This is a genomic window from Nitrospiraceae bacterium (genome assembly GCA_019637075.1).
In the GTDB taxonomy this organism is placed as follows: Bacteria; Nitrospirota; Nitrospiria; order Nitrospirales; family Nitrospiraceae; genus JAHBWI01.
The window spans coordinates 619,174-645,901 of sequence record JAHBWI010000002.1 but is presented as its reverse complement, the minus strand read 5'-3'; the positions used below and the strand labels follow the sequence as shown (position 1 = coordinate 645,901).

General features: G+C 60.1%; 25 protein-coding genes. 13 read left to right on the top strand and 12 right to left on the bottom strand.

The features are described from left to right. The first annotated feature begins 183 nt into the window (after positions 1-183). Together KF814_07320 and KF814_07315 are read left to right on the top strand one after the other, a co-directional pair. Positions 184-1,383 (top strand): efflux RND transporter periplasmic adaptor subunit, encoded by a 1,200-nt coding sequence (locus KF814_07320; protein MBX3235945.1) that lies wholly within the window; start codon positions 184-186, stop codon positions 1,381-1,383. Beyond that, positions 1,380-4,508: an efflux RND transporter permease subunit gene (locus tag KF814_07315; GenBank protein ID MBX3235944.1), complete on the top strand. Its 3,129-nt coding sequence runs from the start codon at positions 1,380-1,382 to the stop codon at positions 4,506-4,508. Before KF814_07320 ends, KF814_07315 begins: the two co-directional genes overlap by 4 nt. A 26-nt stretch (positions 4,509-4,534) precedes the next feature. On the opposite strand, the gene KF814_07310 is transcribed toward KF814_07315, so the two are convergent. Further along, the gene (locus tag KF814_07310) at positions 4,535-5,461 is read right to left on the bottom strand and encodes a DUF481 domain-containing protein (GenBank protein ID MBX3235943.1); all 927 of its coding nucleotides are present in this window, start codon (positions 5,459-5,461) and stop codon (positions 4,535-4,537) included. Positions 5,462-5,773: 312 nt separating this feature from the next. Between KF814_07310 and KF814_07305 the strand changes: the two genes are divergently transcribed. Continuing rightward, the gene (locus KF814_07305; protein ID MBX3235942.1) at positions 5,774-7,294 is read left to right on the top strand and encodes a response regulator; all 1,521 of its coding nucleotides are present in this window, start codon (positions 5,774-5,776) and stop codon (positions 7,292-7,294) included. A gap of 175 nt (positions 7,295-7,469) precedes the next feature. On the opposite strand, the gene KF814_07300 is transcribed toward KF814_07305, so the two are convergent. After that, entirely contained in the window at positions 7,470-7,841 is a 372-nt protein-coding gene (locus KF814_07300) for a PilZ domain-containing protein (protein MBX3235941.1), read from the bottom strand. Positions 7,842-8,092: 251 nt separating this feature from the next. Then, on the bottom strand, positions 8,093-9,118 hold the full coding sequence (locus KF814_07295; protein ID MBX3235940.1) for a tetratricopeptide repeat protein: 1,026 nt from the start codon (positions 9,116-9,118) through the stop codon (positions 8,093-8,095). Between the two features lie 548 nt (positions 9,119-9,666). On the opposite strand from KF814_07295, the gene ppk2 reads away from it, so the two are divergent. From ppk2 to KF814_07280, 3 genes are read left to right on the top strand one after another with little or no spacing between them, the layout of a single operon-like run. Beyond that, on the top strand, positions 9,667-10,503 hold the full coding sequence (gene ppk2, locus KF814_07290) for a polyphosphate kinase 2 (protein ID MBX3235939.1): 837 nt from the start codon (positions 9,667-9,669) through the stop codon (positions 10,501-10,503). Positions 10,504-10,536: 33 nt separating this feature from the next. Next, complete coding sequence (locus KF814_07285; GenBank protein ID MBX3235938.1) at positions 10,537-11,157, top strand: hypothetical protein; 621 nt, start codon at positions 10,537-10,539, stop codon at positions 11,155-11,157. A gap of 23 nt (positions 11,158-11,180) precedes the next feature. Further along, the gene (locus KF814_07280; protein ID MBX3235937.1) at positions 11,181-11,792 is read left to right on the top strand and encodes a lipocalin family protein; all 612 of its coding nucleotides are present in this window, start codon (positions 11,181-11,183) and stop codon (positions 11,790-11,792) included. Positions 11,793-11,926: 134 nt separating this feature from the next. Here the strand turns inward: KF814_07280 and KF814_07275 are convergent, their stop codons facing one another. Next, positions 11,927-12,370 (bottom strand): hypothetical protein, encoded by a 444-nt coding sequence (locus KF814_07275; GenBank protein MBX3235936.1) that lies wholly within the window; start codon positions 12,368-12,370, stop codon positions 11,927-11,929. A 239-nt stretch (positions 12,371-12,609) separates the two neighbouring features. Here KF814_07275 and KF814_07270 point away from each other — a divergent pair, with 239 nt between their 5' ends. Further along, on the top strand, positions 12,610-15,387 hold the full coding sequence (locus tag KF814_07270) for a cation-translocating P-type ATPase (GenBank protein MBX3235935.1): 2,778 nt from the start codon (positions 12,610-12,612) through the stop codon (positions 15,385-15,387). Here KF814_07270 and KF814_07265 read toward each other — a convergent pair. The 4 genes from KF814_07265 to KF814_07250 all read right to left on the bottom strand — a co-directional run bounded on the left by KF814_07265 (position 15,379) and on the right by KF814_07250 (position 18,461). Continuing rightward, the gene (locus KF814_07265; protein MBX3235934.1) at positions 15,379-16,239 is read right to left on the bottom strand and encodes an acid phosphatase; all 861 of its coding nucleotides are present in this window, start codon (positions 16,237-16,239) and stop codon (positions 15,379-15,381) included. The genes KF814_07270 and KF814_07265 overlap by 9 nt on opposite strands. 41 nt (positions 16,240-16,280) lie before the next feature. Beyond that, positions 16,281-18,011 (bottom strand): ABC transporter ATP-binding protein, encoded by a 1,731-nt coding sequence (locus KF814_07260; GenBank protein ID MBX3235933.1) that lies wholly within the window; start codon positions 18,009-18,011, stop codon positions 16,281-16,283. Positions 18,012-18,115: 104 nt separating this feature from the next. After that, the gene (locus KF814_07255) at positions 18,116-18,334 is read right to left on the bottom strand and encodes a hypothetical protein (GenBank protein ID MBX3235932.1); all 219 of its coding nucleotides are present in this window, start codon (positions 18,332-18,334) and stop codon (positions 18,116-18,118) included. Positions 18,335-18,365: 31 nt separating this feature from the next. Next, positions 18,366-18,461, bottom strand: a complete 96-nt coding sequence (locus KF814_07250; protein ID MBX3235931.1) for an AURKAIP1/COX24 domain-containing protein — start codon at positions 18,459-18,461, stop codon at positions 18,366-18,368. A gap of 119 nt (positions 18,462-18,580) precedes the next feature. Here KF814_07250 and KF814_07245 point away from each other — a divergent pair, with 119 nt between their 5' ends. Both KF814_07245 and nadB read left to right on the top strand, forming a co-directional pair. After that, positions 18,581-19,096: a hypothetical protein gene (locus KF814_07245; GenBank protein ID MBX3235930.1), complete on the top strand. Its 516-nt coding sequence runs from the start codon at positions 18,581-18,583 to the stop codon at positions 19,094-19,096. Between the two features lie 4 nt (positions 19,097-19,100). Further along, on the top strand, positions 19,101-20,768 hold the full coding sequence (nadB, locus tag KF814_07240) for an L-aspartate oxidase (protein MBX3235929.1): 1,668 nt from the start codon (positions 19,101-19,103) through the stop codon (positions 20,766-20,768). On the opposite strand, the gene KF814_07235 is transcribed toward nadB, so the two are convergent. The 3 genes from KF814_07235 to KF814_07225 all read right to left on the bottom strand — a co-directional run bounded on the left by KF814_07235 (position 20,677) and on the right by KF814_07225 (position 23,848). After that, the gene (locus KF814_07235) at positions 20,677-21,348 is read right to left on the bottom strand and encodes a lytic transglycosylase domain-containing protein (protein MBX3235928.1); all 672 of its coding nucleotides are present in this window, start codon (positions 21,346-21,348) and stop codon (positions 20,677-20,679) included. The two genes, nadB and KF814_07235, sit on opposite strands and share 92 nt — an antisense overlap. Positions 21,349-21,472: 124 nt before the next feature. Beyond that, positions 21,473-22,366 (bottom strand): aminotransferase class IV, encoded by an 894-nt coding sequence (locus KF814_07230; protein MBX3235927.1) that lies wholly within the window; start codon positions 22,364-22,366, stop codon positions 21,473-21,475. Further along, positions 22,367-23,848: an anthranilate synthase component I family protein gene (locus KF814_07225; GenBank protein MBX3235926.1), complete on the bottom strand. Its 1,482-nt coding sequence runs from the start codon at positions 23,846-23,848 to the stop codon at positions 22,367-22,369. A 174-nt stretch (positions 23,849-24,022) separates the two neighbouring features. Between KF814_07225 and KF814_07220 the strand changes: the two genes are divergently transcribed. The 4 genes from KF814_07220 (at position 24,023) to atpF (ending at position 25,889) form a co-directional block, all read left to right on the top strand. Further along, on the top strand, positions 24,023-24,274 hold the full coding sequence (locus tag KF814_07220; protein MBX3235925.1) for an AtpZ/AtpI family protein: 252 nt from the start codon (positions 24,023-24,025) through the stop codon (positions 24,272-24,274). Positions 24,275-24,276: 2 nt separating this feature from the next. After that, the gene (locus KF814_07215) at positions 24,277-25,026 is read left to right on the top strand and encodes a F0F1 ATP synthase subunit A (GenBank protein MBX3235924.1); all 750 of its coding nucleotides are present in this window, start codon (positions 24,277-24,279) and stop codon (positions 25,024-25,026) included. Between the two features lie 32 nt (positions 25,027-25,058). Next, the gene (gene atpE, locus KF814_07210; GenBank protein ID MBX3235923.1) at positions 25,059-25,289 is read left to right on the top strand and encodes an ATP synthase F0 subunit C; all 231 of its coding nucleotides are present in this window, start codon (positions 25,059-25,061) and stop codon (positions 25,287-25,289) included. An 87-nt stretch (positions 25,290-25,376) separates the two neighbouring features. After that, on the top strand, positions 25,377-25,889 hold the full coding sequence (atpF, locus tag KF814_07205; protein ID MBX3235922.1) for a F0F1 ATP synthase subunit B: 513 nt from the start codon (positions 25,377-25,379) through the stop codon (positions 25,887-25,889). A gap of 4 nt (positions 25,890-25,893) precedes the next feature. Here the strand turns inward: atpF and larE are convergent, their stop codons facing one another. Beyond that, complete coding sequence (larE, locus tag KF814_07200) at positions 25,894-26,712, bottom strand: ATP-dependent sacrificial sulfur transferase LarE (GenBank protein MBX3235921.1); 819 nt, start codon at positions 26,710-26,712, stop codon at positions 25,894-25,896. Positions 26,713-26,728 lie beyond the last annotated feature (16 nt).

The following is a 26,728-nucleotide window of genomic DNA, read 5'->3' as shown; positions in this document are numbered from 1 at the left end:
ATCTAGGAAATGTCTAGTCAGATAGTTCGAAATAGGACAACTGGATCGAGTGACAATTTTGGGCAGTCTGTGCCGGTCGCCTACAGCTGGTGCTTTCCTGTATCTTCTTCTTAAGGGGAACACGTACTTTGTTGGCCTCGGCAATACTATCCAAACGGGATCTGTTTCATATTGATGCAACGTATGATGCGATCTAGCGTAGACCGATTTTGCCGCTCAATCAAGACTTTCGGCCTCCTGCTGTTCGCGGGGGGAATTTGGATTCTTGGCTGTGACAGGGAGTCTCCAAGCGTCCCGGTTCAGCCGCCGACCCAGCGCGCGGCAGGCGGGGTCGTTCGATTGACCGCAGAGGAATTGGCCCGGACCGGCGTCGAGGTGGCGCCGGTCAGGAAGATCACCTTTCCGATTCGCCGTGAGTTCCCCGCCACTGTCCAAGCCAATGAGAATGAGCTTGCCGAGGTGACGACCCTGATCCGCGGACGAGTGGTCAAGGTCGTGGTCGATGTGGGGAAGGACGTGAAGCGGGGAGAACTGCTGGCCCTGCTCCACAGCGCCGATCTCGGCGAAGCCGAAGGTCTCTACCTGAAAGCGGCTGCGAAGGCCCATGAGGCGCAACTGGCGTACGAGCGCGCCCAGGATCTTCACCAGAATCGCGCGATCAGCCTGGCCGAATTGCAGCGGCGTGAGGCGGAGATGAAGACGGTACGGGCCGAATGGCGGGAGGCTGCCCATAGGCTGGAGTTGCTCGGCGTGCCCAGTCAGGAAGTGCAGCGCTTGGAACGGGAGCAGACCATCCATTCGGATGTGCCGATGCGGGCGCCCTTTGCCGGTCGTGTCATCATGCGCAATATCACGCGTGGGGAAGTCGTCGAAACACAGCAAAAGCTCTTTACCGTGGCGAATCTTTCCGATGTCTGGGTCGTCGCGAACGTGCCGGAAAAAGACGTGCAGTTCATTCGGCCCGAACAGCGGGTAGAGGTGATCGTGGCGGCTTACCCCCATGCCATTTTCTCCGGCACGATTACCTATATCGGCGACGTGCTCGACCCGGCCACCCGGACGATGCGTGTGCGTGTGACGGTGCCTAATCCGGATCGACTCTTGAAGCCGGAGATGTTTGCAACGGTTCGGGTCTTTGCGACGGTCGGCGACGATGCCCTTGTCGTTCCGCTCTCCGCGCTGCAGAACGGCCAGGGCGGGCAGATTCTGTTCGTTCGGAAGACTCCCGGGGAGTTTGAACCCCGCCTGGTCCGGCCCGGCTATGAACAAGAGGACCAGGTCGTGGTGGCCGGAGGGGTACGGGAGGGAGAAGAGATCGTCGTCAAGGGGGCATTCGCCTTGAAGTCGGAGATGGAGATCCACAAGATCGAGCCCACTCCATGATCGCGTCGCTGCTGGAATTTTCCCTGCGTCAACGCATTCTGGTTCTCGGGCTCTTCTGTCTCTGCGCCGTGGCCGGTCTCGCGACTTTTCAATCCATTCCTATCGATGCCTATCCCGACGTCACGAATGTGCAGGTGCAGGTGTTGGCGGATGCGCCAGGCCTCTCGCCGGTCGAAGTGGAACGATTTATCACCTACCCCATCGAACTCCAGATGACCGGCTTGCCCGGATTGACGGAAATTCGCTCGTTATCCAAGTTCGCCCTGTCTCAGGTGACAGTGGTGTTTGCCGATGACGTGGACGTCTACTTTGCCCGGCAACTGGTGCTGGAACGTTTGATGGCCGTCAAGGAGCGGTTGCCGCAAGGCATCGATCCGGTCCTGGCTCCCGTGACAACCGGCCTTGGGGAGGTCTACCAGTACTACCTCGAGGAGCAACCCAGGCAGTCGGCCGATCCATCGCAGATCGAGAGGATGCTGACCGAACAGCGGACGGTGCAGGATTGGGTGCTTCGGCCGCTTCTGAAGGGTGTGCCCGGCGTGATTGATGTGAACGGCCTCGGCGGCTTCGTGAAGCAGTACCAAGTGCTCGTCGACCCCGGGAAACTGCGGAAGTATGGCCTGACCATGCACGAGGTCTATGAGGCCGTCGGCAACAACAATGCCAATGCCGGCGGCAACGTGTTGGAACGGCACGCCGAGCGTGCGATCGTCCGCGGGGTGGGGCTGATCAAGACCTTGCCCGACATCGAACGCATCGTCGTCAAGGAAGTCGGCGGAGTGCCGGTTTTCGTCCGGGACGTCGCGGAGGTGCGGATCGGGCATGCTGTCCGCCACGGTGCGGCGCTGCTCAATGGGGAGCGGGAAATCGTCGCGGGCACAGTCCTGATGCTCCGCGGTGGGAACGCCAGGGAAGTGGTGCAGGCCGTCAAGGCCAAGGTGCAGGAGATTGCGCACAACGGGCTGCTGCCGACCGGGCTGACGCTGGTGCCGTTCTACGATCGCATCGAGCTCGTGACCGCCGCGATCAATACCGTCCGGGATGCGCTGATCGAAGGTATCGTGCTGGTGACGCTGGTCTTCTTTCTCTTTTTGGGCCATGTGCGAAGTGCCATCGTCGTTACAGCTTCTTTGCTCGTCACCCCGCTGATTACGTTTCTGACCATGCAGCGCCTTGGCCTGTCCGCCAACCTCATGACGCTCGGGGGCTTGGCCATTGCCATCGGCGAAATCGCGGATGGATCGTTGGTGGTGGTGGAGAACGTCTATCGCCATTTGTCCGAAAACCGCCTACAGCAACGCTCGCAACTTGAGGTCATTTTACAGGCGACTAAGGAGGTCGGGCGGCCCATCTTGTTCGGTATCCTGGTCATCAGCGTCGTGTTTCTGCCGCTGATGACGCTTCATGGCATGGAAGGCAAAATGTTCGCACCGCTCGCCTATGCGCTGGTCATTGCGTTGCTGGTGTCGGTCGTCGTGACGCTGACGTTGTCGCCGGTTCTTGCTTCGCTCGTGCTCCGAGGCGACCATCCCGAAGAAACGCGGTTGACGGCCTGGATGAAGCGTCGGTACCAACCGATCCTGGCTTGGGCGCTGGCCCATCGGGCCACCGTGTTGGGAGCGTCCCTCGTGATCGTGGCGGCCAGTGCAGGATTGCTTCCGTTCGTCGGGCGGGAGTTCATTCCGATTTTGGAGGAAGGCGCCTTGACCCCGCAGATCGTCCGGTTGCCCAGTGTGTCGCTGTCGGAGTCGATCGAGATCGAAAAACGGGCGCATCAGGTCCTGCGGGAGTTTCCGGAAGTCCGTACCGCCGTGAGCAAGATCGGCCGTCCCGACATCGCAGTCAATCCGGAGGAGCCGAATGAGAGCGATCCGATCGTGACGCTTCGCCCCAAATCTTCCTGGACCACGGCACATTCGCAGTCGGGCTTGGTTGACGCCGTGCGCCGGCGGCTGGTGGAAATCCCTGGGATCTCGGTCCTCATGAGCCAGCCGATTCAGGAGCGGGTGGACGAGTTGATCTCGGGTATTCGCACGGAATGCGCGATCAAACTGTTCGGCGACGACCTCGATGTGCTCTATCACAAGGCCGAGGAGATCGCCGATTTGATGAAGACGATCGAGGGTGTGAAGGACGTGAAGGTTGAGCAGGTCGCCGGCCAGCCGTACCTCACGGTGGACGTCGACCGGGAGAAGATCGCACGTTTCGGGATCAACGTGTCGGATGTGCAGGATCTCGTGACGACGGCAATCGGCGGGCGGGTAGCGACCACCGTATACGAAGGGGAGCGGCGGTTTCAGTTGGTGCTGCGGTTTCCCGAGGCTGCGCGCAACAACGTGGCAGCCATCGGCGATATTCGTGTGCGTTCCGCTTCGGGCGCCGCCATTCCACTGAGCCAGTTGGCCAATATCGAAATGCGGGAGGGCCCAGCACGGATCAGTCGTGAACAAGTGAAGCGGCGTATCTATATCGGGTTCAATGTGGTCGGGCGGGACATCGGCGGGGTGGTGGATGAAGGGCGTCGGCGCCTGGCAGGCGCCCTGGGGCTTCCCGAGGGGTACACCGTCACCTGGGGCGGCGCGTTCGAAAACATGGAGCGGGCGAACGCGCGCCTCTTGATCGTGGTGCCGATCACGCTGGCCTCCGTCTTTTTTCTCTTATTCTGGGCCTTTCACTCGCTGCGGTATGCAACCTTGATCATGTTGAACCTGCCGTTCGCCCTGATCGGCGGCGTCGTGTCCTTGTGGCTGAGCGGGCAGTATCTCAGCGTGCCGGCCTCTATCGGATTCATCGAGTTATTCGGGCTGGCCGTTGGAAACGGGATCGTGCTCGTGTCCTATATCAACCAATTGCGCAACGAAGGGCGATCTCCGGAGCAGGCCATTATGACGGGGTGTGTCCTCAGATTGAGGCCGGTTGTGATGACGATGATGACGACCCTGCTGGGGTTGCTTCCTCTTGCCGTGGCGCAGGGGATCGGCGCGGAGGTGCAACGGCCGCTGGCGACCGTGGTGGTGGGAGGATTGTTCACGTCGACGGCGCTGACGCTGGTTGTGTTGCCGGCGCTCTATGGGTGGTTGGCGGAGCGGGAAGCGACGCGTGAGCACGCGCCGGAGTTTGTGTAGCCACGCCGATTCAGGGTTGTCCCAGCCTACCGGATCTCGTAGCCCACGCCGAAGATGTACGATTGGTCGACCTGTTGACGCCCTGGTGCCGGTTGCGTGTTGAGGCGCAGGTCGTATTCCATATTAATGAACAAATTTTTGTAGACTGTCACACGCAGCCCCTGGTCCGCGTTTACGCGGATGGCATTGCCCCCGTCCAAGTCCCAAAATCCTTCGTGCCGATGGAATACCTTGACCCGGTCCGGCAGGAGCGTATGTTCCCACCGCAGGTTCCAGCGGCTGGATGGGGTGCGGGTGCCTGGGCTGGTCGTGAAATGTTCGTCGACGTGGGCGAGACCGAGCGCAATCGACAGGGTGGTTTGGGCGCTGTCGTAGAACTGATACCCGAGACCGCTTCCGATGGTGCTCCGCAGTTGCAAGTTCTGCAGCGTGTCTTTTTCCAGCATGCCGAAGGTTTCGACGAATACCTTTTTGCTCAGGAAGAAGTCATGCTTCAAGTTGGCCAGCGAATTTCTCGCGGTCACCTGCTCGCCCGCTTGCCCATAATTGTATTTGCCTTCCAACAAGAAGCGTTGGCGGTGGGCGTGGAGCGTCATCCGAACGGCGCTGTTGAACGCCTTGGTGCTGCTGTTACCCGACGCCGTATTGCCACCCACCGACATCGTGCCGGTGAGTCGAAGCGGTTCCAGATTGATCGCGGTGATGTCCGGCAGCGGGATCTCGCCGTCAGGGCCCAGTTCCGTCACTTCCTTCGGGTCGGTCGCGCCGAGAAAAAATTCCCGCACCACGTCTTGAGATTCTCGGGGCAGCCAAATCCGCATGGGGCTGTCGGTCCGCAGGCGCTGGACTTTGAGCCAATCGAGTTTCAACTCCCCTCCATATTCGGTTTGGAAGGTGAGGACGCGATCCTCCATCTTCATCACGGTGCCCGTGAGACGATCGCCGTTGACCATGTCGATCTCGTCGGCCCATGCGGGGATCCATGTAACGAAGTTCAACAGCAGAGCGATGGCCCATCCGGGCCTACATCGTGACGGCGGAATGCAAATCATTGAATGGCTTGTGGGATTCGTGGTTCGGCGTGCTCGTACGCGGGTTTGGTTCTAGGATCTCTTTCCGCACAGTAATCAATTGATGGATGGCTTGCAAGACGGCACTGCGGACGGGTCGGGCATTCCAGCAAGACCTTGACTCTGGCATCCGATGGTGTAGAAGAATAGTAGCCTCTGTGTTACTTGCCGGCGGGGCTCGCTACGAGGACTTTCATGGCGCATGGCTCGCGGCCCATTCCCAATCTCCAGTACGATGTCCCCACGCTGCTGAATTCGCAGCCGGTCATCGTCTCCGTCATTGATCCCGCCACACATCAGGTGCAGTTTCAGAACCAGACAGGGCAACGGCATTTTGGGGATATTTCCGGCTCCACCTGTTATGGGAAAATTGCCAATGAATCGTCGCCTTGTCGGTTTTGTCGGATGCCGGAGGCTCTGACGCAGGACGGCGTGGTGTCGCAGGAGGTTGCGCTTCCAGACAACAAGTTTGTGCTCGTGCACTGGTCCAAGGCGACCACAACGGACGGTCGCGTGCACGTGATCGAAACCATTACGGATATTACCGAGCACAAGCGGGCGGAGCTCAGCTTACGTCAATCACAGAAGATGGAAGCCCTCGGACGGCTGGCCGGCGGCATCGCACATGATTTCAATAATCTGCTGATGGTCGTGATCGGCCATGCCCAGCGGGTGATGCAGCAGTTGGCCGGGCATCCCTGTCGGCAGGAGATCGAACTCATCGCCCAGGCCGGCTCCCGGGCGGCGGCGTTGACAAAGAAGCTGCTGACGTTTAGCCGGCGGGATGTGTTGGAACAACGGGAGTTGAATCCGAATGTGTTGATTCGTGAGATGGAAGATATTCTCCGGCGCTTGATCGGGGAGCAGATTCAAACCGTCATTGTGTTGCATCCCGAGGCCGGGCATGTGTTAGGCGATCCGGTGCAGATCGAGCAGATCCTGTTGAATCTGGCAATCAATGCGCGTGATGCAATGCCCGAGGGGGGCATTTTGACGATTGAAACCGGAAATGTGGAGCTGGATGAGGCCTATGCGAGTGCTCATCCCGGCGCCGTTCCGGGTCCCTATGTGAAGATCGTGGTCGAGGATTCCGGTTGTGGCATCGATGCCGAGACCTTGCCGCACATCTTTGAGCCGTTTTTCAGCACGAAGGAGCCGGGGAAGGGGACCGGATTAGGCCTCGCGACGGTGTATGGTATCGTCAAGCAATGCCGCGGATATATCGATGTGTCGAGCCGGCCGAATCGTGGAACGCGTTTTAGCGTGATGTTGCCGCGAGTGACCAAGCAGGGGCAAGAAGTGGAAGCCGCACCAGCCGCAAGATTGCAGCCGATCAGCCGTGCGAGCATTCTGCTCGTGGAGGACGACGAGGGCATCCGCCGGCTCATGGCCGCGATTCTTCGCGATCAAGGCTATGAAGTGTTGGCTGCCGCCGACGGCGTGGAGGCATTGCAAATGCTGCAACTTCGAAAAGGCGGTTGCGACCTCCTCATCACCGACGTGATTTTGCCGAGAATGAAGGTGACTGTCCTGGTCGAGGGTGCCAAGGCCATGGTGCCGCAGTTGAAGGTGATGTTTATTTCCGGTTACTCGGCGGACATGCTGCACTCGCAGGGATTGGACGCAAAGGCCGCCTACCTGCAAAAGCCTTTTCTCCCGCAAGCCCTGATCGACAAGGTCACGGAACTGCTTCCGCCAGGCCGGCCGACAGACTAATAACGTCTACCTATTCCTCCGCCTGACACTCATTTCTGTCTTGTTCCATCTTATCCGACGGTGAACTGGAGGTCTGCGCGGCTGCGGCAGGCCGAGCGGTTTCGGCCTGCCGTGCGTGGTGTGGTGAGGGGACATCGGGATGTCGAGGGTTGGTGGAGGGGGCCTGTGGGTCCGGTTAGGGCCTCAAGGCAAGCCCGGGCAGGGAAATGACACGTTCGGGCTCCTCCGGTGTTTGGGCTTCCAGCAAGAGTTGATATACCTGGTTGATGCGTTTGAGCATGTCGGGCGAGGTTTTGGAAAACTGCACACCGAACTCGTGGAGGGTTGTCCAAGACACCACGGCATGCCGGATTTCAACCGGCTCAGTTGAGTCCGGCAGAAGGATGCTCAATGTGACTCGCATCCCGGAGTGCACGTTGGCTCCGGTCTGACCGATACGGCCCCCATTGGGACAAAGATCCAGGAGCGTGCCTTGGCTGATTCCGCGAATGCTGTGCACGGTGATCGGCCGATTGACTTTGACCCTGGCAGAAATGCGCTTCGACATGAAAGCCTCCCTCTGACATTCGACTGTGCAATACCTTATCAAGAAGGTTGCTGTTTCAACAGACACGGAGGCAGTACCTCCGAGGAGGGGCCGGAGAATCATCGGGCCTCGCGTCGAAGGCGCGTGATCGAGCACAGCGTGACGGGAGCGCCCCCGGAGCGCTGCCTATTGCAAGTGTTCGAAATATCAACAGAATTGTGAGGGGCTTCGAGGTGGTTCCGGGCAAGCCGGGAGGGAGCGGAGCTAGGATATCAGCTTGGGGTGGCGAACAGCGATTCCACGGATCGGGCGAAGTCGGGATCGTTCATCAGCGTGCGGAATGAGCGTTCGTATCGAGGATCAGGAAGCGTTGCACCGGCGGGCTGGCCTGCCCGAAATCGGAAGGCGGCTCGGAGGGACTGGAGTGCATTGGCCGGGTCCCGCAAGTCCGCATAGGTGCAGGCGAGATGGTAGTGAAACGGAGCAAAGGTGGGATCCTGCATCACGCCGTATTCAAAGATAGCCCGGGCTTCAGTGGGGTTGTCGGTGAGGTTGTAGGCCGTACCCAAGTTCTCAATCAACAGCCGCCACAGGTCGGGTGGCAATGACGGAGTTGCTCGCTCGGTGGCCAACGCGCGTTCGTAGTGTGGGATCGCTCGGCGGTAGTCTCCGTGGAGATAGGGCGCGCTTCCGGCCTGAAACAGTTGCAGACTCGTCGGCGCCGTGGTGGAGGTCAGCTGAATTCGTTCAAGTGCGGCTCTGAGGAGAGCCTCGTCACCTGGCTGAAATCGCAACTTCGAGAGGTGAATATCCGCATAGATCTGATCATGGCCGGTACAGGCGATCAGGTTCAACTGGTCGATCCGTTGGCCCCCCGCCTCAGGAATGAGGTATTCGATGATCGCAAGGTGCCGGACCTCGGACCTGGTGACGCTTGGACTCAGTTTGGCGAAGGGGGTCTGGGTGACACGTTCAAGATGGAGACGACAGCCTTCAGCTGTTGCCTGTTGAGGGACCGCTTCCATTGTGATGGAGATACTGACGAGTGTCGCGGGGTTGGTTGCAAAGAAGTAGCGCCGCCCGTCCGGTTTGACGCCGTCGACCTGCACTTTGTATCCGGTTCCATCAAAGACAAGTCCCCAAGATTTATCCGCAAGGGCGACGGTGGTTGTTTGCTTCGCCGGCTCGACCCCTCCTGCCGGGGGGCTGATAAGCAAGATGGGCATGAGACAGAAAATGGTCTTCCATACCGGCAACCCGCCGATGCAGAGGGTCTTATGTGAGCGCTTCCGCTGCATCCGAGTCGATCCTTCCGAGGCTTACGGGAGGTAAGCCTGCTGCTTGAGTGTACCCCGCTGGTTTATCGGTCCAAAGGAAATGCGAGAATTTGAAACCCTGATGCCTCCTGCCACAGGCGTTCCTGGAGCACTGGGGTATTTCAGTCCTGGTCCGCTGCATTTTTGTCGATTACAAGGATTCGCGCGTGCATAACTCTATGAAATATCTTACGCCTGGCGGTGGGGCTCCGATCGGTGCTTGCATCGGATGGGTACCTGGTTTGCATTGTAGAAGAGCGGATCTGTTTGTCCATCTCGTCGATTGTTGAGACAATGGTAGTGAGCGTGTTGTGTCATAAGGAATGAAAGTGGGACGCCAAGGGGGAGGAGCTATGGGGAGCAAAGACGTGCGGGAGGAAAAGGGTAGGGTCGGCACTGGGAAACAGGGGCAACCCTCGCCCGAGCCACTTGAGGCAGCGCAGGTGATTGTCGAGGGGAACGGACATCTTGCGGATGACGCGCCGTCTGCGCCCCCCTCTCCGAAGCGGTTGTCGTCGGATCAGCTGGCGATGGAGGATCTTCGTCGAGTGAATACGCGGCGGGGGCTGCTTCAACTCCTCCGCTCGCAGGCGGTCAATCTCGACGAGGTTCTTGCCACGCTTCGCTATGAGGAAGAGCTTCGCCTCCTTCAAATCGAATTGGTGAAGTTACAGCGGTGGATCCAAAGCGATGGTAAACGCATCGCCATTTTGGTCGAGGGCCGGGATGCGGCAGGCAAGGGCGGGACGATTCGACGGTTCACGGAGCACCTTAACCCGCGCGCAATGCGGGTCGTCGCATTGCCGAAACCCACGGACGAGGAGCGCGGGCAGTGGTATTTCCAACGCTATATCCGGCAATTGCCGAATGCCGGTGAAATCGTCTTCTTCGATCGCAGTTGGTACAACCGCGCGGTTGTGGAGCCGGTCAATGGGTTTTGCAGCAAGAAGGAATACCAGCGCTTTCTCCAGCAGGTCCCGGAGTTCGAGCATATGTTGTATGAGGATGGGGTCACGATCATCAAGTTCTGGTTCTCCATCTCCAAGGAAGAGCAGCTGAGCCGCTTCGAAGCCAGACGAAAGAACCCGCTCAAGCAATGGAAGCTGAGTCCGGTGGACGAAAAGGCCCAGGAATTGTGGGAGGCCTATACGCGCTACAAGGAGGAGATGTTCAGCAAGACCCATACGACTTTCAGCCCGTGGATTATCGTGAAGGCTAACGATAAACAGGCCGCGCGGCTGGAAAGTCTGCGCCACGTGCTGAATTTGTTGCCCTATGCCGGGAAGGAAGCCGCCGGTGTGCGATTGACGCCGGATCCGAACGTCGTGTCGCGATTCCACCGGAAGATGGCAGAGTTGGATTTCTAACATCATGCACCTTGGGGGACAGGAGGAACCTGGATGGGCATCAAGAAGCATTGCGGCTGGTTCTCCCATCCACTCGGTCGTGGAGGAGGATCTGTACTGATCGCGGGTTTACTGTGTACCGGGGCGCTTGTGACGGGCCGTCCTTCAGAGGCGGTAGTCCAGATTCTGCCGGACATGACGGTGGTCCAGCGGACGACCACACTCATGGATCCTGCGGCGATCCGGGCCGACCCGACGGTGCAGGGGATTCTGGCTGCATTCGATCGGGCTGAACGGGCGCTGCAGCGCCAGGATCTTCCAAGCCTGATGGAGTTTTATGCCCCTGCCTACAACTACCACGGGTTGCGCGTCGATTCTGTCCATCGGATTTGGGGCGAGGTCTTCGAGCATTATCGAGATTTGTCGTCCACGCATCTCTTCTCGGCGATGAAGGTGGCGGGTGAGGGAAAGGATCTCAGGGTCGAGGTGACCTGCACCGGCGGACTGTATGGGACCGAGATGGGAACCAAGAAACGGGTGACGCTCGACAGCTGGTTTCAGGAAGTGCATTTTCTCGTCAAAGAACAGGATGGGGGATGGCGGTTCTTGGGCAACAAGGGGGACGCCCCCACAGCTGCGCCGTTCTCTTCCTCGCCGCACCATCCATTGTTCTAATCCGTGATGCCATGAAGGAAGTGATGGCCGGTATACCAACGACTTCGGTCATGTTCGAGCAGGAGGGGCGCAGGAGCGTGAGATCGGCCTTCGTGCTGCGTTCGCTCGTTATCCTGCTTGCCGGCACCGTGGGATGGAGTTGTGCCACGGTGCCCAGTGAACCGCCTCCGACCGTGCCGTCCGTCGATCTCGCGCGGTATGTGGGGGAGTGGTATGAGATTGCTCGGTTGCCGATGTGGTTCCAGCGCCACTGCCGGGATTCCAAGGCTCGCTATAGTTTGTTGCCGGACGGACGGATCGGCGTGCACAACGAATGCGTAACCGAGAGCGGCGAGGTTCACTCGGCGGAAGGTGTGGCGACGGTGGTGGCGGCGGACAGCAAGGCAAGACTGAGCGTGACGTTCGACAACTGGTTCGCGCGGTTGGATAGCCCGTCCCGAGACGGCAACTATTGGATTCTATCGCTGGATAGCGACTATCGCGTTGCCCTGGTTGGAACGCCCGACCGACGGTTCCTGTGGATTCTTGCCAGGGAGCCCGATCTCGACGAGGCAGTGTATGACCGATTGGTGGACTATGCCAGGGGACTCGGCTATCCGGTTCAGGAGTTGATTCGCGACAAACGGGCTACGTAGGTTCGGCCGTCCTGTTACCTTCCTGCCTGGACGGCCGGTCCTGGCCGATGAATCCTGACCAAAACACAGCCGGATGCGAGCCGGTCCGAACCAGTCGAGGGGATAGCCGCGAGAGTATGGTGGGAGGTCGGCCGTCAGGCGGCCGCTGAGGTCAGGGCACTCGAGATCAGTTTCTTCACGCTTGCATGGGCCAAGACCACGTCGGGTGTCCGCTGCAGCGCTTCGTAGTAGCTCCGCTCGAATCCGTCGCCCTCGGTTGAGGGTTGAAGCAGGGTTCTGGTTTCGGACAGGAGTCCCTGGGCCACTTCAATGGACGAGTCTTCCTGCTCTTCGAGCGCGACGTCGATGCGGACGACGAGGTGCGAGAGTGGGTGCAGCCACGCGAACCAGGGATCATTCATTACCAATTGCAGCAGTTCCCCAGCGGAGGCGATGCGTCCGTAGATTCGTTCATACGTCAGCTGCTCGGAGACGATGAGCGCCTTGTGGAGCCCGAGGAGGCCGTGCCGGAGTTCCTGCAGATTCTGACGGAGATGGTGGGGCATCGGATTTGGTGAGGACCAGTGTGCGCGTGCCATACAATCCTAATTCTAGCAGATCATCCTTGTGCTACCATGACTCGGCCGAAATTTCCCATCGGGCCGACCGAGCTTCCATCCGTGCGATGCTGCTAACGCATTATCGGTCGGTTTCTTCCATGGTTGAGTCTTGGGGCGGGTCTCGGGGTCCGATTTGTCGTCTGACGAGGAAGGTTCCTCGAGAGAGGCCTCGGAAAGATGCTGTGCTGCCGCAGGGTTAGGGCTTGGGTGACAGGCGGATGGTAGATTCTGCTCAGGGAACAACCGAGTGCTGGTACACGGAGTCCCTGGAGTCGCTTGCCCGCCGCCTCCAGGTCTCGCTGGGTGATGGGCTCACCTCGCCGGAAGCGGATCGGCGTCTGGCAGACCGAGGGCCAAACGAGTTACCGGAAGTCCCACCTGCCTCCCCCTGGGTCCTCTTTGCCGCACAATTCGCCACAGTCATGATCTGGGTGCTGATCGGCGCTTCGGTCATTTCCGGCCTGCTCGGCGAATGGCTCGATGCCGTGGCCATTTTGGCGATCGTCTTCCTCAACGCCCTCTTGGGTTTTGTTCAAGAGTATCGGGCTGAGCGTTCGCTCGCGGCCCTCAAAACCCTGGCGGTCACCTACGCGCGGGTTTTGCGTGATGGCGTTTGGCGCGCGCTGCCCTCGCGCGAGCTCGTACCGGGCGATATCGTCACTGTCGAGGCCGGCGATCGGGTGCCGGCCGACCTGCGCCTGCTCTACGCGCATGGCCTGCGCACGCAGGAGTCCGCCCTGACCGGCGAGTCCACGCCGGTTGAGAAGCAGAGTGAGTTCCTGTCGCAGGACCAGCTGCCCCTGGCCGACCGGCGCAACATGCTGTTTCTGGGCACGACCGTGACGGCGGGCAAGGGGCGGGCCGTGGTGGTGTCGACCGGTACCGGCACGGAACTCGGGCGGATCGCATCTCTCATGACCACTGCGACGGTCGAACCGACGCCCTTGCAGCGCCGGCTGGAACACTTCGGCCATCTGTTGCTGCTTCTCTCATTGGGGATCGTGTCGGTGGTGTTTCTCCTGGGATTGTGGCGCGGAGAACCGCCGATGGCGATGTTTCTGACGGCGGTCAGTCTTGCGGTGGCCGCCATTCCCGAAGGATTGCCCGCAATCGTGACTATGACGTTGGCGTTCGGCGTGACGCGGATGGTCCGTCGCCACGCGCTGATTCGGCGCCTGCCGGCAGTGGAAACCTTGGGGGCAGCGACCGTCATCTGTTCGGATAAGACGGGAACCCTCACGAAGAACGAGATGACCGTCACCGCACTGTACGTCGATGGCCGAACGTTTCACGTTACCGGCGAGGGTTATGCGCCGGAAGGTGAAATCGTAGAGCAGGCCGAGGTTGAGGTCGAAGGAGAGCATGAGATGCGGGCTGGATCTCGGCAGGAATCTCCGTCTCGCTCCGGCGGTGCACTAAGTGAACTCTTGGCGGCTGCGGTGCTCTGCAACGGCGCTTCGCTCAGGCAGAGCGACGGTCTCTGGAGTGTCGTGGGGGATCCGACTGAGGGCGCCTTGCTGGTTGCGGCAGCTAAGGCCGGCTGGCATAAGGAGGCGCTCGAACGGGAGTCCACCTTCGTGGAAGAGTTTCCGTTCGATTCGGAACGAAAGATGATGACCGTCGTGCGGCGCTCTGAACGTGGCATCGTCGCTTACGTCAAAGGCGCACCGGACGTGTTGCTGAAGCGGTGTCGCGAGTACACCACCGTCCGTGGCGAAACGAGGGCGTTGTCCGCGGCAGTCAGCACCGCGATCCTCGCGGCCAACGACGCGTTCGCCCGGCGGGCCTTGCGCGTCGTGGCGGTGGCGTGCCGAACGGTGGAGGATGCCGAAGACTTGCGCGATGTGCAGTATGTCGAGCGCGGCCTGCGGTTTATCGGCCTTGAGGCAATGAAGGATCCGCTCCGGCCTGAGGCCATGGCGGCGGTGGCTCGTTGCCGTGCGGCTGGCATACGGACCGTCATGATCACCGGAGACCATCAGGACACGGCCCTGGCCATTGCCCGTGAGGCCCGGTTGGGGGAGGAACCGATCCAGGCTTTGTCCGGACTTGCCCTCGACAAACTTTCGGACGAGGAACTGGCGGCCCGCGTGCAGACGATCAGTGTGTATGCGCGCGTGTCGGCTGAGCACAAGTTGCGCATCGTCAAGGCCTGGCGCAGCCAGGGAGCGGTAGTCGCGATGACGGGTGATGGGGTCAATGATGCCCCGGCGGTCCGCGAGGCCGACATTGGAGTGGCAATGGGTCTGACCGGAACGGATGTGACGAAGGAAGCAGCCGACATGGTGGTGACCGACGACAATTTCGCATCGATTGCATCGGCGGTTGAAGAGGGACGAGGGATCTTCGACAACATTCGAAAGTCCGTTCATTATCTGTTGTCCTGCAACCTCAGCGAAGTGTTGGTCATGCTCGGAAGTTCGCTGTTCGGGTGGCCCCTGCCGCTGCTGCCGATTCAAATTCTCTGGATCAACCTCGTGACCGATGGATTGCCCGCGCTCGCCTTGGCGGTCGATCCTGCCGACCCTGATGTGATGCGGCGGCCGCCTCGCGACCCACGAGCGGCCTTGCTTGACCGCTCGCGGCTGATGACCGTGGGGGTGCAGGGTGTAATGATGGCTGGGGCAACGCTCACAGTCTTCGGGCTCTTCTGGTCGACGGGCGACGGTGAATCGTCCGAAGCGCGAACCATGGCCTTTACGACGTTGGTGCTCATGCAACTGTTCCATGCGTTCAGCTGCCGGCATGAGCGCTACTCGCTCTTTCAGCTCGGGGTTTCGACCAATCGGGCGCTGTTGGCCGCAGTCGTGTTATCCGCGTCGTTCCAAGTTCTGTTGTTGGCGTGGCCGTGGAGTCGAGGCATCTTCAAAGCCGTCACGATGTCTTGGGTAGGTTGGTGGGTGACGATGGGCGCGAGCCTCGCGCCCTTTCTGCTAGTCGAACTGTGGAAAGGCTGGCTTCGAGGCCGCAGCAAGCAAACGGTGCGGCTAGGGTGAGGGCGGCTTCCAGGGGGACCGAATCGGAGAGGCTTGCTGGCTGAGCCCGATCGCTTTGGCTCCGTACATTTCCAGGATCGTGCGCAGGAGGCCGTAATGATCCGTCTTCTCACCGTATTGTCCCGGTCGCACCATTGGGCCGACGAGGATCGTCGGAATGTGGTTATCGGATTTTCCGTTATCCTCATCCCAGGTGACGATCAACAGGCTGTTGTGTGACTGTGCCCATCGGACGTAGGAAGCCAAGCGGGCCTGGATCCAGCTGTCACCCTCGGTGATCCGCTGTGGGTCGGCGCCATCGTGCATGTCGTTGCGTTGGTTCGGCACGACGATGCTCACGGTCGGCAATGTGTCGAAGTTGGTCGGAAAGTCGGTCCAGGCTCGGTTTTCGCTCGGCAGGACATTATGAATCGGCGCGCCCTGCCAGTTGACCCAAGGATTGTGTTTCCGCACGTACGAGGCGACGACGCAGTCCGTTGATCCCGCCGCGGGAAGATCCTCCGAATACCCCGTGAATGTGCGTCCGACCTGCGCAAGTGCACTTCGGAGGTTCGGCACGGTCAGACTAATCGGACAATTATTGCTGAGGATGCCTTCAGTTGATCCGGCAAAGAGGGCCAGATAGTTCGGTTGGCTCGGATGGGTGACGCCATAGGAGTTCGTCAACAGGGCGCCCTGTGCGATCAGGCTGTTCAAGTAGGGCGCGGCCGACGAGCCGACGATTTGCGCGTACGAGTGGTTTTCTTCGATGACGATGACAATGTGATCGGGCCGCGGCAAGGGCGGCTCGGCTTGCGCCGGTCCGACAAGGCCGAGGGTGGCAAGCAGGCAGCCCATAACTCCCGACCACATCTGGCGCGCATCGTGGGAGCCCTTCTTGCCGGTCCCGCGTTTCATGTCGGCATCTCCGTCAGTCGAAGCGTGTACAGGTAGTGGTAGAGGCCCCGCTGGTCGAGCAGGGAGGCATGGGTACCCGACTCCACGAGCTTTCCTTTGTTCATGACGAGGATTCGGTCAGCGCGCTGGATGGTGCTGAGTCGGTGCGCGACGACGAACGTGGTGCGGTTGACCATCAGCTGCTCTAGGGCTTCCTGCACGAGCCGTTCGGATTCGGTGTCGAGCGCCGAGGTGGCTTCGTCGAGCAGGAGCACGCGGGGGTTTTTTAGAATGGCCCGCGCGATAGCGACTCGCTGGCGTTGCCCGCCCGAGAGATTGATGCCCTTTTCGCCCACGATGGTATCGTATCGATCGGGAAACCCGACGATGAACTCGTGCGCATGAGCTGCCCGGCTTGCGGCAATCACCTCATCTTCCGTTGCCGTTTCGCGTCCATATCGAATGTTATCCCGAATCGTTCCACCGAACAGAATGGTTTCCTGCGGGACCAGGGCGACCTGCCGGTACAGGCTGTCGAGGCGAACCTGCCGAAGATCGTGTCCGTCGATGGTCAAGCGGCCGACCGTTGGGTCGTAGAACCGGTGCAAGAGGTTGATGATGGTGGTCTTGCCGGAGCCGGTCGGGCCGACGATCGCGATCAACTCGCCGGGCTTCGCCTCGAAGGAGACGTCGGTCAGGACCGGTTGTCGGGGATCATAGGAAAATCCAAGATCCTCCGCGCGGATGTGGCCTTGGACCGGCGGTAATTCGACGGCGTCCGGGGCGTCGGCCACTTCGGGAACCGTATCCAAAATTTCAAAGACGCGCTGCATGGCGCCTTGTGCTTCCTTGATTTGCGCGAAGACCCGCGCGGCCGAGCCGAACGGCCCGATCAGGATGCCGGCGAACAAGACGAACGCGAAGAGATCTCCGGGCGAAACGGTGCCGTCGATAACTTGTCGGCCTCCGTACCAGAGGACGGACGCTGCGGCGGCGAAAGTGACGAAGGTGATGGTCGGTACAAACAGTGCCATGACGGCAGCTCGGCGCAGCGACAGATCCAACGACGTTTGGACCTGCGACGTGAAGCGCGCTTCTTCCCGTTTGGTCTGCACGAAGGATTTGACGACTCGAATACCGGCGATGACTTCCTCGACCAACGTGCTTACCGAGGCGGCCTGATCTTGGATGGTCGTGGAGAGGGCGCGTAGGCGCCGACCGAACAATTTGGCCACCACCACGAGCAGGGGGAGCAGGATGAGGATGAGGAGACATAGCTGCCAGTTCATGGCCAGCAAGAACCCCGTGCCTCCGAGGAAGGTCACGATCTGTTTGGCGGAATCGATCGGAGTATCGGTCAGGACGTTCTGGATCACCGTGACGTCGTTCATGAGTCGCGACATCAATTCACCGGTGCGGCGCTTCGCAAAGAAATTCACCGACAACGTCTGCAGATGGGCGAACAAGTGGGTTCGAAAGTCCGCCACCACACGCTGGGAGATCCAAGTCGTGAGGTAGCTGTGCCCCATGGAGCACAGGCCCTGGAGAATGACGAGGCCGAGAAACAGCAAGATCATGTCGGTCATGCGCTGCTGGTCGCGCTGGACCGTGATGACGTCCCAGAGTGTCCCGGCGAGTCGCAGCAACGCAAGATTGACTGCAGCCACGGCCATGACCATGAGGGCGGCGGCCGCCATTTTGGGAAAGTAGGGCCGCAGAAAGGGGAGGAACCGCTTAAATGGGAACATAGAGACTCGAAACGCTCCTTCCCGGAGGCCTATCCGGGGGTTGTGCGCCTGACGGCATCGATCAACTCTGCTGGTGCGGGTCCTGGCTGCGGGAAGGCGGGAGGTTACAGCTGCGCGATCGACTCGATCAAGTTCTTATTGATGGCGACAAAGTCCGACCGCTCCTTGTCATTGATCATGACATCGGTCAGGCTAATGAACAACCGCTGCTCCTCGTTAATGGCATCGGAGACGCGGTTGCGCATCGGCGGTATGAGGAAGTCCCCGACGTAGGTACAGTTCACCGTACGAACGCGAATGCGAACTTTTTTTCCCTCGGGCACGGATCCCTCCGTACGTTATGTCGCCAACGGCTCAGCTCTTGCGTCGCAAGAACTTTTGGCGCCGGCGCAACTTCTTGTACTTGTGCTTGCGCATCTTCTTGCGGCGCTTCTTCAGGACACTCGCCATACAATCAATCTCCTAAAACTACGCGCGGGAGTCTAGTGACTTTCTGGCCAAAAAGCAAGCCATGATCCGCACGGCCGACACTTCTTGACCTCTTTTGAAGGCTCTTCCTATACTGCGCTATGCGTTCACGACTCATACGTGCGTTCAATGCCCTCACCCCGTCGCTCCTGTGTTTGGCTCTCGTACTTGCCGTGGGTTGCTCCGGTAAGACCATCCAGTACAAAGATGATCACGATCGTCTGCTTCGCATCGACAAAGCAGTCGAGTCGCTGCGTAAGTCCTACGTCGAACGAGATCGAAGCGCCTTCGACGCCCTGTGTTTGCCCTCCGGTATCCTGGATCAACTGCAGCGGGATATCGAAGGTGATTTCGAAAATTTTCGCGAGATCCACTTGGAATTTGCCATGGATCGCATCCTGATCGACGGCGACAATATCGATGTGTTCGTCCATTGGCAGGGCCAATGGAAACGCAATTCGACCGAGACCGGGACACGTCAACGAGGGCACGCGCGTTTGGGGTGGGTCGGCACCCAGTCGATCCTTTTGCGTGATGTCCAAGGGGACCTGCCGTTCGGCATGGTCGGCCGAGTCAGCCAAGCTGAAGAACCGGCGCGTGGCACCCCCGCCCGATAAACTTATGAAGCCAACCGCGGCCAAGATCGAAACAGATTTTCTCGTCGTGGGGAGCGGCGTGGCCGGTCTCCGTGCCGCTATCGAGCTCGGTCGCGCCGGCCGTGTCCTGATGTTGACCAAGGGGCAGCCCCTCGAGAGCAATTCGATGTATGCCCAGGGCGGTGTCGCAGTGGCCTTGAGCGAGGAGGACGACGTCGCCATCCACCTTGCCGACACTCTCAAAGCCGGTCACGGACTCTGTCGCCGGGAAGCCGTGCGGGTACTCGTCGAAGAAGGCCCCGAACGGATCCAGGAATTAATTTCGTGGGGCGCCAAGTTCGACAAGATCGGCAAGCGGTTTGCCTTCACCCGGGAGGCCGCTCATAGCCGGAGCCGGATTCTGCGGGCTCGGGGGGATGCCACGGGCAACGAGATGGTCCGGGCGCTCATGGCGTACGTATCCCGACAACCACGGATTCAACGGCTCGATCGGCGGTTTACGGCGGATCTCGTCGTGCAGAACGGCCGTTGTTGCGGGGCCGTCGTATTGAACGAACTGACCGGCGAGCGAACGGTCTTGGCCGCGGGCGCCGTCGTGCTCTCGACCGGCGGTGCGGGCCAGGTCTATGCGCGGACGACCAATCCAGGCAATGCGACCGGCGATGGCATGGCTATGGCACTGAGAGCCGGCGCCATGCTGACGGACATGGAATTCGTCCAGTTCCATCCCACGTCGTTGTATTTGCCGTCGAGTCCGCCGTTTCTGCTGTCGGAAGCCATTCGGGGCGAGGGCGGCCAGCTACGAAATATCAAGGGCGAATTGTTCATGCATCGCTATCATCCGGACGGAGCGCTGGCCCCGCGGGATGTGGTGTCACGCGCGATTTGGTCTGAGATGGCGGCAACCAGGTCTCGGCATGTGTACCTGGATGTGACGCATCTGGGGCCTGCTTTCGTGAAACGCCGATTCCCGACCATTTACGCTACCTGCCTCCGATACGACATCGATATGACCGAGGAGTGGATTCCGGTGTCGCCCAGCGCGCACTATATGATGGGGGGCGTCTGGACGGACGTGAATGGCGCGACGACGCTGCCGGGTTTGTATGCAGCCGGCGAAGTGGCCTGCAGCGGGGTCCACGGGGCAAACCGTCTGGCCAGCAATTCGCTGTTGGAAGGGCTCGTGTTTGGGATGCGTGCCGCTCAAGCGGCTGTGGCCCATGCGGGGCGTAGCCCGTTGCCGGGTGGATTGCCCTCCCTCGAGGAACTCGAGGGGGGACGGGTTAAGGATTTGGACGATCCCGAAAAGCTCCGCAGTTCCTTGCGGCGCCTCATGTGGGGCAAGGTGGGGCTGGTGCGCTCGCGGGAATCCCTTATCAGCGCCTCCGCTCAGCTGTCGCGTTGGATGCGCACACTGGAAGGGCCTTTTGCGACCAGAGCCGCTCTCGAAGTGCGAAACATGGTGCAGGTCGGTCGGTGCATTACCGACGCCGCTCTGTGGCGCGAGAACAGTGTGGGCGCCCATTACCGGTCGGATTTTCCTGACGCGAAGGGCACAGGCTGGCAGGACCACAGTCAGATCGTGATGGGAGCTGAGCCGGCTAACGAGACGCCACAGAAGGCGGCAGGCCTCGTGATTGGTTTGAAGGGGTATAAGCGCGGTAGGAGCCGGAGGGCAGCCGGTCGTTCGTGAGGAACGTCCGATAATACCGCAACACTTTCTTGACGTATTGCCGAGTTTCCTCGATCGGTGGAAGCCCCTGATATCGTTCCACCGCGTTTTCCCCGGCATTGTAGGCGGCCAAGGCGAGGGGAAGATTTCCGTTGAACCGATCGAGCAATTGCCGCAGGTATCTGGTTCCCCCGCCGACGTTCTCGTCAGGGTTGTAGAGATCCCGCACATCCAATCGCACCGCCGTCTGCGGCATCAGTTGCATCAGGCCGATGGCGCCGGCTCGTGACACGGCCATCGGATCAAAGTCCGATTCCGTCTTGATCACTGCCCGAATCAGTGCAGGGTGAAGCCGGTTGGCGCGGGAGTGACGAGCGATCACCGGGTCCAATTCGCGGTCGGAAATCGAGGTGCGTGCCCGAGGAAGTTCGGAGATAATTTTCTGGTACCGCGGATCATTCGGGACGTTCGTGAGGGAAATCGTGCCGTTCGTATCGACGTACTGGTAGACGTCGGCGACCGCCGGAATTGGTGTGGCGGTCAGGGCCAGCAGTGCGGTTCCCAGGCAGTAATGAAGGGCAGATTTTGCCACAGGTTGCATAGCTGAAACGCCTTCCTTCGGAGGACTGTTTCAACCGTAGCACCCACCCCCAACCCTGTCAAAAGACCGCCCGATCGAGTCGCTCGAGGTGTGTGGCGCGCAACCTTCTGATCTGGTTCGTCTTTTAGTCTTGTGGCCGGCTAGGCGGTTCGAGAAAACGGGCTCGATTGGAGATGAACAGGCTATGCAGCCGGTTGGTGATGGGGCCAGGGCGTCCATTGCCGATCGGTGCCCCGTCGAGCCTCGTCACAGGCATGATCTCCATGCTGGTGTTCGTCACGAAACACTCGTCGGCCAGCGCCAGCGCCTCGACCCCGTACGCTCCTTCCTCGGACGCGAGTCCTGCTTCACGCGCGAGGGCGAGAACGAAGCCTCGCGTAATGCCGTCCAGAATGCCGCAGGTTAAGGCGGGCGTTTTCAGCATCCCCTTCGAGACAAAGAAGAGATTGCTGATGGTGCATTCCGTCAGCTCGTCGCGCCAGTTCAAGAGCAGGCTGTCGAAAGTGCCGGCCGCAATGGATTCGCGTTTGGCCAGGATGTTGTTGAGGAAGTTCGTTGCCTTGATGTGCGGCGACAACGCTTCGGGCAGATTGCGTTTGGTTTTGGCCACGGTGAGCGAAACGCCTTGTTGCCTCAGCGACGTGGGGTACGGAGCAAGCGTCTTGGTCATGATGACGGTGGTGGGTTTGGGGCAGAGACCGGGATCGAGCCCGATTTCGCCTACGCCCCGCGAAATGGTGATGCGGAGATAGGCATCCGACCGGTCAGTGCCGACCTCGTTGCGCCGCATGGCTTCGTGCAGGAGCGATGGCCACTGTTTTCCCGGAATCGGTACCTGCAGCCCGATCGCCTCCGCTGAACGTCGGAGCCGGCCGAGGTGCTGATCCCTCATGAAGATCCGATCCCCATAGGATCGCAAGGTTTCGTATACGCCGTCTCCATACAGAAATCCGTGGTCGAAGACCGACACCACCGCCTCCTCCTCGCGGACGAAGCGATCATTCAAGAACACCCACATTTACCGTTCCTCCAAGATTTTGAAAAATGCCCCTGCTTTGGATAACGTTTCCTCGTATTCCCGGTCGGGGATGGAATCCGCGACGATGCCGGCCCCGACCTGCAAATACCCTTGCCCTTGCGTGAGCACGAGGGTTCGAATCAGGATATTCAAGTCGAGGTCGCCGCTCCAGCTGAAGTATCCGAGCGCGCCGGTATAGAGCCCTCGCCGCACCGGTTCAAGCTCCTCGATAATCTCCATGCAACGCAGTTTGGGGACCCCGGTGATCGTGCCGCCTGGGAACGTGGCGCGGACGAGGTCGAGCGGATCCGTGCCGGGGATGAGCCTGCCGTGCACGTCTGACACGAGATGGCTGACATGGGAGTATTGCTCGATGGTCATGAACTCATCGACGCGGACGGAGCCGAAGGTGCAGACCTTGCCGAGATCATTGCGTTCCAAATCCACGAGCATCAGATGCTCGGCGCGCTCCTTGGGGCTGGCCAGCAACTCTGCCCGATAGCGTCCGTCTTCGTCAGTCCCCTGCCCACGAGGCCTTGTGCCCGCAATGGGCCTGGTGGACGCCAGATCGCCATCCAACCGAACGAGCCGCTCGGGAGAACAACTGACGAGATTGATTTCGTTGAACCTGACCAACCCTGAAAAGGGTGATGGATTGACGCGGCGAAGGCGTTGGTAGAGGTCGAGGGCTCCGTCTCGTTCGAATGGGCCGTCGTCCGTTCCCGCTGCGGCGAGTCTAAATCGATGCGAAAGATTGGCCTGATAGATGTCGCCTGCAGCGATGTAGTCTTGGCAGGCCTGGGCGCGCGCGACATATTCCTCCCGGGACTGTTCCGGGCGAAAACGGGCCTTGCCCCAGGAAAAGGCCGGTGAGGGGGCGGCGACCGCGCCGGCGAGTTCGGCTTCCATCGCCGCCAGGCGATCGCATCCCTCACGAAAGAGTTTGTCGCGCGGTTCGCCGAGGAATCGGGACAACGGCGGACAGTACATCAGAAACAGCATTCGGCTCTGGTGATCGATGACGGTCACGAGATCGAAGAAGGCCATGGCGACATCGGGGACCGGCACGTCGTCGATGGCATGGGTCGGGAGCCTCTCGAAACTTCGCACCAGGTCGTAGGCCAGGAATCCCATGGCTCCCCCGAAAAACGGCGGAATGCCTGGAGGTCGTACGATTCGTGAGCCAGCCAGCGCGTGTTGAAGAGCGGTGAAGGGAGAGCCGTCATGGAGCCTCATATGTCCGTCCGACCACACGCGAGTTTCCGATCCCTTCCCGGCAAGGGTCATGTAGGGATTCGCGCCGATAATTGAATAGCGGGCGGTGGTCTGGGTGCCGTGAGCGCTTTCGAGCAGGAGGGAAGGACGGTCAGGGCGGTCGAGCCTGCGGTAGAGTTCCAGCGGATCGACGGCCGGAAGAGGAATTGTCACTACCAAGGGCTGCGGAGGACCCTCGAGGAATGTTGCCGTGATTGGGCTGGTCATGTGAGCGGTCGAGGCCGGTGGTTACCTCGAGCGAAGACTATACCGTATGGAGCGGTCCGCCTCATAGGGGCCCATGTTCTTGACAAAACCCCGGTGACTTTGCTTGAATGGCGCGCCCGCCTGAGGGCGAACCCTATCCGACTGTGCGGAGCGGGCGCCGCCCGTAGGTGTGTTATGCCCGCCACCAATGATCCGTTTTATGCGGGGCTCGGACAGGCTGTCCGAATCGGGACGGAACTGCTTGCTGCGCTGATCGTCGGTGGGGGACTTGGTTGGGTTGTTGATACGTATCTCTTCGACTCCAATCCCTGGGGATTGGTGGTGGGTTTGATATTCGGGGCTGCGGCAGGAATGCGCAACGCCTACCGGGCGGCGCAGGTATGGCCCGCCGGCCAAGAGACGACTGACCGTCAAGACAAAGGATAATCGTGGAAGAAAGTCCCTTACATGCGTTTGAACTGCACGACCTGATCTCCATTGGAGCGGGAGCCTTGGATCTCTCGATCAACAAGGCCGTGATCTTGATGTGGATTGTGGTTGGCCTGGTGTCGTTTCTGATGATTTCCGCTGCCGCCACCAGACAGTTGGTCCCCGGAAAGTTGCAGAACCTGGCCGAGATGATCGTCGATTTCATTCGCGGCATCATTTTGGACACGATGGGCGAACAAGGGATGAAGTTTTTCCCGTTGATTGCGACCCTGTTTCTGTTCATTCTCTTTTGCAATTTGCTGGGGCTCATCCCCGGGTCCTACACGGTTACCAGCCAAATCATCGTGACCGCGGTGTTTGCGGTCGGCATCTACGGACTGAGCCTCGTGCTCGGATTTTCGCTGCACGGCGCCAAGTTTCTGGGCATTCTGGTTCCGCCAGGAACGCCGGGGTGGTTGTTGCCGCTCATGATTCCGATCGAGCTGATCAGCCAGTTGGCTCGTCCGATCTCGTTGGCGGTGCGGTTGTTCGCCAATATGACGGCAGGACACGTTATCTTGGGCGTGCTGTTCGGCCTCGCCATCAGCGGCGGGTTGCTGATCGGTTGGTTGCCATTTGCGTTTACGATTGCGATGAACGGCTTGGAAGTCGGTATCGCATTCATCCAGGCATATATTTTTACCGTGCTGAGCTGTGTGTATCTCGGCGATGCCATTACCTTGCACGGTCATAGCGAGCACGCCCATTAGACGGCGTGTACATAAGGGAGGAAGGACAAACAATGGATGCAGCAGCAGCAGCGTTGGTCGGTATGGGGTTGGCCGCAGCGGGATTCGCCGGGGCAGGCGTCGGCATCGGCTACATTTTCGGCAAGATGATCGAAGCGGTCGCGCGGCAGCCGGAAGCTGAAGGTCGTGTCGGCAAGTATATGTGGATCGGGTTCGCATTGGTCGAAGCCATCGCTCTGTACGGCCTCGTCATCGCGTTCATTATCATGGGGCTGCGCAAGTAGCACCGTCAGGTTAGGGTTGAGGGGTAGGCGAGCCGCATGCGGTCCGTTCCTCCAGCCTGAGCCTCAACCTCACAGTGGGTTAGAACGATGCCTCAATTCGAATCGCATTTTTTCTCGTCGCTGATTTTCTGGGAGATCCTCTCGTTCGGGATCCTCTTCTTCTTGCTCTACAAGTACGCATTCCCGAGCTTGCTCGGCATGTTGGAAGAGCGCGAAAAGAAGATCAAGGACAGCTTGGACCAGGCCGAGCGTCACCGTTCCGAGGCTGAGCGGAAGCTGAAAGACTATGAGGCCAAGCTGGCCGCCGCTTCCAAGGAAGCGGAAGGCTTATTGGCTCAGGCCAAGGAGCGCGCGCAACGGCTGATGGAAGAGAACGAGCAGCGGATGACGACGGAAGCTGAACGTATCCGTGGCGATGCCACCAGAGAGATCGAACAGGAACGCCGACGCGCGATCCAGGACATCCGATCCCAGACTACCGACCTTGCACTGCTGGTCGCGGAGAAGGTGGTGGGACGTGCGCTGACGGAAGCCGATCACCGGCGCCTGGCCGATGAGGCCTTGGAAGCCTTGGCGAAGACCTACCAGAGCCGCAACTAGTCCTTCACGCCGGGGAGGTTAGGCTCACGCCTCCCTGGCGGTATCCCTCCAGATCCAGCGTTACGAAGCGGTAGCCCAAGGCCTTGAGCTCTGCTGCAATGCGGTTGCGCCTTGCATCGTCAAGGAGACGTAAGCACTCCTCCGTCGCGACTTCGATGCGGGCGATCTCTCCGTGGTCTCTCACCCGGCATTGACGGAATCCTTCGCGCGCCAGCACGGCTTCGGCTCGATCGACGCGCGAGAGCGTGACGCGCGTGATGGGTATGCCTCGTGGGACGCGCGATGACAGGCAGGCCGCTGCCGGCTTGTCCCAATTTGAGAGCCCCAGTTCCTTGGCCAGCGCACGCACCTCGGTTTTGGAAAGCTCTGCCTCGAGCAGCGGACTGCGAACACCCCACTCGCGTGCGGCCTTCAGTCCCGGGCGATCGTCGCCTAGGTCATCCGTATTGGTTCCGTCAACAATGTGAGCATACTGCTCCGCTCGCCGTAGCGCGCCGAGCAGCGAGTAGAGGTCGGTTTTGCAGTGGTAGCAACGGCTGGCGTCGTTGACGACAAACTCCGGAATCTCCAACTGATCGGTTTCCACGAGTCGGTGTGTTGCCCCGATTTCGGCCGCAATCCGGCGCGTCGCCTCAAGTTCCGCTTCGGGCAATGTGGGGGACACTGCCGTGACTGCGACGGCCTGTGCGCCGAGCGTATCATGCGCCAGTTTGAGCACCAAGGTGCTGTCGATCCCACCTGAGAAGGCTACGATGACGGACCCCAACTCCCGGAGGACGTCCTGTGCGCGGTGCAACTTCTCGGTGAGGATGGCGGTGGGCATGGGAGCACTCATTTCA

What these genes read in the sequence shown, in the direction of transcription:
- KF814_07320 (MBX3235945.1), top strand. Translation starts at nt 184, where the DNA reads ATGATGCGATCTAGCGTAGACCGATTTTGCCGCTCAATCAAGACTTTC.
- KF814_07315 (MBX3235944.1), top strand. Translation starts at nt 1,380, where the DNA reads ATGATCGCGTCGCTGCTGGAATTTTCCCTGCGTCAACGCATTCTGGTT.
- KF814_07310 (MBX3235943.1), bottom strand. Translation starts at nt 5,461, where the DNA reads ATGGTCAACGGCGATCGTCTCACGGGCACCGTGATGAAGATGGAGGAT.
- KF814_07305 (MBX3235942.1), top strand. Translation starts at nt 5,774, where the DNA reads ATGGCGCATGGCTCGCGGCCCATTCCCAATCTCCAGTACGATGTCCCC.
- KF814_07300 (MBX3235941.1), bottom strand. Translation starts at nt 7,841, where the DNA reads ATGTCGAAGCGCATTTCTGCCAGGGTCAAAGTCAATCGGCCGATCACC.
- KF814_07295 (MBX3235940.1), bottom strand. Translation starts at nt 9,118, where the DNA reads ATGCAGCGGAAGCGCTCACATAAGACCCTCTGCATCGGCGGGTTGCCG.
- ppk2 (MBX3235939.1), top strand. Translation starts at nt 9,667, where the DNA reads ATGGAGGATCTTCGTCGAGTGAATACGCGGCGGGGGCTGCTTCAACTC.
- KF814_07285 (MBX3235938.1), top strand. Translation starts at nt 10,537, where the DNA reads ATGGGCATCAAGAAGCATTGCGGCTGGTTCTCCCATCCACTCGGTCGT.
- KF814_07280 (MBX3235937.1), top strand. Translation starts at nt 11,181, where the DNA reads ATGGCCGGTATACCAACGACTTCGGTCATGTTCGAGCAGGAGGGGCGC.
- KF814_07275 (MBX3235936.1), bottom strand. Translation starts at nt 12,370, where the DNA reads ATGGCACGCGCACACTGGTCCTCACCAAATCCGATGCCCCACCATCTC.
- KF814_07270 (MBX3235935.1), top strand. Translation starts at nt 12,610, where the DNA reads ATGGTAGATTCTGCTCAGGGAACAACCGAGTGCTGGTACACGGAGTCC.
- KF814_07265 (MBX3235934.1), bottom strand. Translation starts at nt 16,239, where the DNA reads ATGTGGTCGGGAGTTATGGGCTGCCTGCTTGCCACCCTCGGCCTTGTC.
- KF814_07260 (MBX3235933.1), bottom strand. Translation starts at nt 18,011, where the DNA reads ATGTTCCCATTTAAGCGGTTCCTCCCCTTTCTGCGGCCCTACTTTCCC.
- KF814_07250 (MBX3235931.1), bottom strand. Translation starts at nt 18,461, where the DNA reads ATGGCGAGTGTCCTGAAGAAGCGCCGCAAGAAGATGCGCAAGCACAAG.
- KF814_07245 (MBX3235930.1), top strand. Translation starts at nt 18,581, where the DNA reads ATGCGTTCACGACTCATACGTGCGTTCAATGCCCTCACCCCGTCGCTC.
- nadB (MBX3235929.1), top strand. Translation starts at nt 19,101, where the DNA reads ATGAAGCCAACCGCGGCCAAGATCGAAACAGATTTTCTCGTCGTGGGG.
- KF814_07235 (MBX3235928.1), bottom strand. Translation starts at nt 21,348, where the DNA reads ATGCAACCTGTGGCAAAATCTGCCCTTCATTACTGCCTGGGAACCGCA.
- KF814_07230 (MBX3235927.1), bottom strand. Translation starts at nt 22,366, where the DNA reads ATGTGGGTGTTCTTGAATGATCGCTTCGTCCGCGAGGAGGAGGCGGTG.
- KF814_07225 (MBX3235926.1), bottom strand. Translation starts at nt 23,848, where the DNA reads ATGACCAGCCCAATCACGGCAACATTCCTCGAGGGTCCTCCGCAGCCC.
- KF814_07220 (MBX3235925.1), top strand. Translation starts at nt 24,023, where the DNA reads ATGCCCGCCACCAATGATCCGTTTTATGCGGGGCTCGGACAGGCTGTC.
- atpE (MBX3235923.1), top strand. Translation starts at nt 25,059, where the DNA reads ATGGATGCAGCAGCAGCAGCGTTGGTCGGTATGGGGTTGGCCGCAGCG.
- atpF (MBX3235922.1), top strand. Translation starts at nt 25,377, where the DNA reads ATGCCTCAATTCGAATCGCATTTTTTCTCGTCGCTGATTTTCTGGGAG.
- larE (MBX3235921.1), bottom strand. Translation starts at nt 26,712, where the DNA reads ATGCCCACCGCCATCCTCACCGAGAAGTTGCACCGCGCACAGGACGTC.